Raw genomic sequence first — 2,823 nt, 5'->3', positions numbered from 1 at the left:
CCCCGGGGCGGGCGGCCCCCCTGGGCGAGCGCGACGCCGCGGCCTTCGCGCTGGCCGACGACGACCGCCGGCGCGAGCGCCAGCAGGCCGGTCAGGCGGCGCTGGAGTCCGCCCGCGCCGAGTACCGCCGCTGGGGCCAGATCAGCGAGCTGATCGGCTCCGCCGACGGCAAGGTGTTCCGGCGCATCGCCCAGGCCTACAACCTGGAGCAGCTGCTGGAGCACGCCAACGCCCACCTGGCCGGGCTCAGCCGCCGCTATCGCCTGGTGCGGGGCGGCTCGCCGCTGGGCCTGCTGGTGGTGGATCAGGACATGGCCGACGAGCGGCGCTCGGTGCACTCCCTCTCCGGCGGCGAGACCTTCCTGGTCTCCCTGGCGCTGGCCCTGGGGCTGGCGTCGATGGCCTCCGGCGAGCTGGTGATCGAGTCGCTGTTTATCGACGAGGGCTTCGGCAGCCTCGACCCCCAGTCCCTGGCGCTGGCCATGGAGGCCCTGGACGGCCTGCAGGCGCTGGGGCGCCGGGTGGGGGTGATCTCCCACGTGCAGGAGATGCACGAGCGCATCCCGGTGCAGATCCGGGTGGAGCCGCTGGGTAATGGCACCAGCCGGGCGAGCATCGTCAGCGCTTGAGGGGCTCGCCCGGGGGCTCGATGGTCGCCCGGGGGCCTACCCCTTCCAGGGCAGGGGCGGCGGCATCAGCCGCTCCTCAAAGCTGAAGCTGGCCACGCGGCCGAAGCGCTCGCCGCCGGCCTCCCACTCGCGCTGGGCCTCGGCGATCTCCGCCTTGCTGTGGCCGACGAAGTTCCACCAGATCAGCACCTCCTCGCCCAGCGGCTCGCCGCCGATCAGCAGCACGCGGGCGCCTGCCGGCAGGGCCAGCTCCATCGCGTCGCGCCCGCGGCCCAGGTAGGCCAGCTCGTCCACGGCGAGCGCCTCCCCTTCCAGGGTCGGCTCCCCCTCCAGGGGCAGCAGGGCGTATTCGAATGCGGGCACGAGCGGCAGGGTCAGGGCGGCGTCGCGCTCGGCGGCGAGATCCACCCCCACCAGCGGCGAGAAGCTCAGGGTAGGCGCCTGGCGCCCGGCGAACTCGCCGACCAGCAGCGTCAGGGTGGCGCCCGCCTCCTGCCAGCTCGGCAGGTCCGGGTAGTGATCGAAGCGCGGCGCGGTATCGCGATGGGCGTGCGGCAGGGCGATCCACAGCTGGGCGGCATGCAGCTGCGGGTCGTCCGGCAGCGACTGCTCGGTGTGGCTGATGCCGCGCCCGGCGGTCATCAGGTTGACCTGCCCCGGGCGGATCACCTGCTCGCTGCCCAGGCTGTCACGGTGCAGCACCTCGCCGGCGATCATCCAGGTGAAGGTCTGCAGGCCGATATGCGGGTGGGGGCCCACCTGCATGCCGCGGCTGTCGCCCTTGAACACTGCAGGCCCGGCGTGGTCCAGAAAGCACCAGGCCCCCACCAGGCGCCGCTGCCGCGAGGGCAGCACCCGGTGGATGGGGATGCCGCCCACCTCGGCCTCGCGGGCGGGGACATGCTGCACTTGGCGCCGGCCATCCACCACCGGGCAGTCCAGCGACGACGACGCCGAGGCGTCCTTGATCAGGTTGCTCATGGGGGGTTCCTCCGGGTGGGCCTCTCCTGTGGTATAACCCTCCGACCCTCAGGACACAAACGGCGAATTACCAAGGAGGATGCCATGGGCCGTCTTTTCTCACTGATCGTCATCGCCGGCCTGGCCTACGGCGGGCTCTACGTCTACTACGGGATCGCCGCCAAGCAGGCCATCGAGCAGCAGCTGGAGGCCCGCGGCCTCGGCGCGCTGCAGGTGGAGCGCGTCGACTACGGCCTGCTGGCCCCCGCCAGCACGGACAGCCGCGTCTCGGCACAGGTCAACTACCGCGGCGCCGAGGCCACCCTGGATATCCGCGTCATCGGTCATCCGGTCTTCTCCGACGAGGTGCGCCTGGAGCTGGATGGCCTGCAGGCCCTGCGCCTGACCATCGGCGCCGGGCAGTGAAGGGCGCGGGGCCGGCATATCAGAGCCGCCTTGCCACCAGGCCGTCCAGCGAGAGCCGGCCGGCGCCCAGAAGGGTCAGGGCCACGGTGGCGGCCAGCAGGGCAAGCGCAAACTCGTAGCCGCCGTTGGCGATGAACAGGCCGTGGCCGATATGCACGCTGAAGATGGCCACCAGCATGGTGAAGGCGGAGACCAGCGCCGCGGGGCGCGTCAGCAGGCCGAGCATCAGCGCCAGGCCGCCGAAGAACTCGGCGCCGCCGGCCAGCAGCGCCATCAGCAGGCCGGGCGCCAGCCCGATGCTCTCCATCCACTGGGCGGTGCCCGCCAGGCCGTGGCCGCCGAACCAGCCGAAGAGCTTCTGGGCGCCGCGGGCGGCTGCGTATCAGTGCCCCGGTCTCCTTTGCCATCCGCCATCTGGCGCCGCTACTCAACGACTTCCAGCGGGCCCACCCCGCCGTGGGCATCGACCTGCAGCTCAACGACCGCAAGGTGGACATCGTCGAGGAGGGCTTCGATATCGCCCTGCGCATCGGGCGCCTGAAGAGTTCCTCGCTGATCGCCCGGCGCATCGCCCCGGTGCGCCTGGTGCTGTGCGCCTCACCCGACTACCTGGAGGCCCACGGCACGCCCGAACACCCACAGGAGCTCGCCGGGCACCGCTTTCTGCGCTACCGCTACATGGAGGAGAGCCAGGAGCCGCTGCTGAAGTGGCTATCGCGCAGCGGCAGCGGTGGAAGAGAGGGAGGCGAGCTGATCAGCAACAACGGGGATGTGCTGGTGGAGGCCGCCATGGGCGGGGCCGGCATCG

Annotated in this window: 4 protein-coding genes and 1 pseudogene; 3 read left to right on the top strand and 2 right to left on the bottom strand. The window is 71.9% G+C overall.

The window, feature by feature from the left end:
• Positions 1-629, top strand: a 629-nt coding sequence (locus tag J5F18_RS07300) for an SbcC/MukB-like Walker B domain-containing protein (RefSeq protein WP_346301613.1), incomplete at its 5' end; no start/stop codon positions are given.
• Positions 630-665: 36 nt separating this feature from the next.
• Here the strand turns inward: J5F18_RS07300 and J5F18_RS07295 are convergent.
• On the bottom strand, positions 666-1,610 hold the full coding sequence (locus tag J5F18_RS07295; RefSeq protein WP_346301612.1) for a pirin family protein: 945 nt from the start codon (positions 1,608-1,610) through the stop codon (positions 666-668).
• Positions 1,611-1,694: 84 nt separating this feature from the next.
• Between J5F18_RS07295 and J5F18_RS07290 the strand changes: the two genes are divergently transcribed.
• Positions 1,695-2,015, top strand: coding sequence for a hypothetical protein (locus tag J5F18_RS07290; RefSeq protein WP_346301611.1), 321 nt, complete (start codon positions 1,695-1,697; stop codon positions 2,013-2,015).
• A 19-nt stretch (positions 2,016-2,034) separates the two neighbouring features.
• Here the strand turns inward: J5F18_RS07290 and J5F18_RS07285 are convergent.
• Positions 2,035-2,391, bottom strand: a pseudogene (locus J5F18_RS07285) (DoxX family protein); the annotation flags it as partial.
• Between J5F18_RS07285 and J5F18_RS07280 the strand changes: the two are divergent.
• The coding region (locus tag J5F18_RS07280; RefSeq protein ID WP_346302194.1) for a substrate binding domain-containing protein at positions 2,391-2,823 on the top strand (433 nt) is incomplete at its 3' end. The pseudogene J5F18_RS07285 and the gene J5F18_RS07280 sit on opposite strands and share 1 nt — an antisense overlap.

The organism is Halomonas sp. BM-2019 (genome assembly GCF_017584085.1).
Note: the sequence above shows the minus strand (reverse complement) of the source record. Positions and strands in the feature narration are given on the sequence as shown.

What these genes read in the sequence shown, in the direction of transcription:
- J5F18_RS07295 (WP_346301612.1), bottom strand. Translation starts at nt 1,610, where the DNA reads ATGAGCAACCTGATCAAGGACGCCTCGGCGTCGTCGTCGCTGGACTGC.
- J5F18_RS07290 (WP_346301611.1), top strand. Translation starts at nt 1,695, where the DNA reads ATGGGCCGTCTTTTCTCACTGATCGTCATCGCCGGCCTGGCCTACGGC.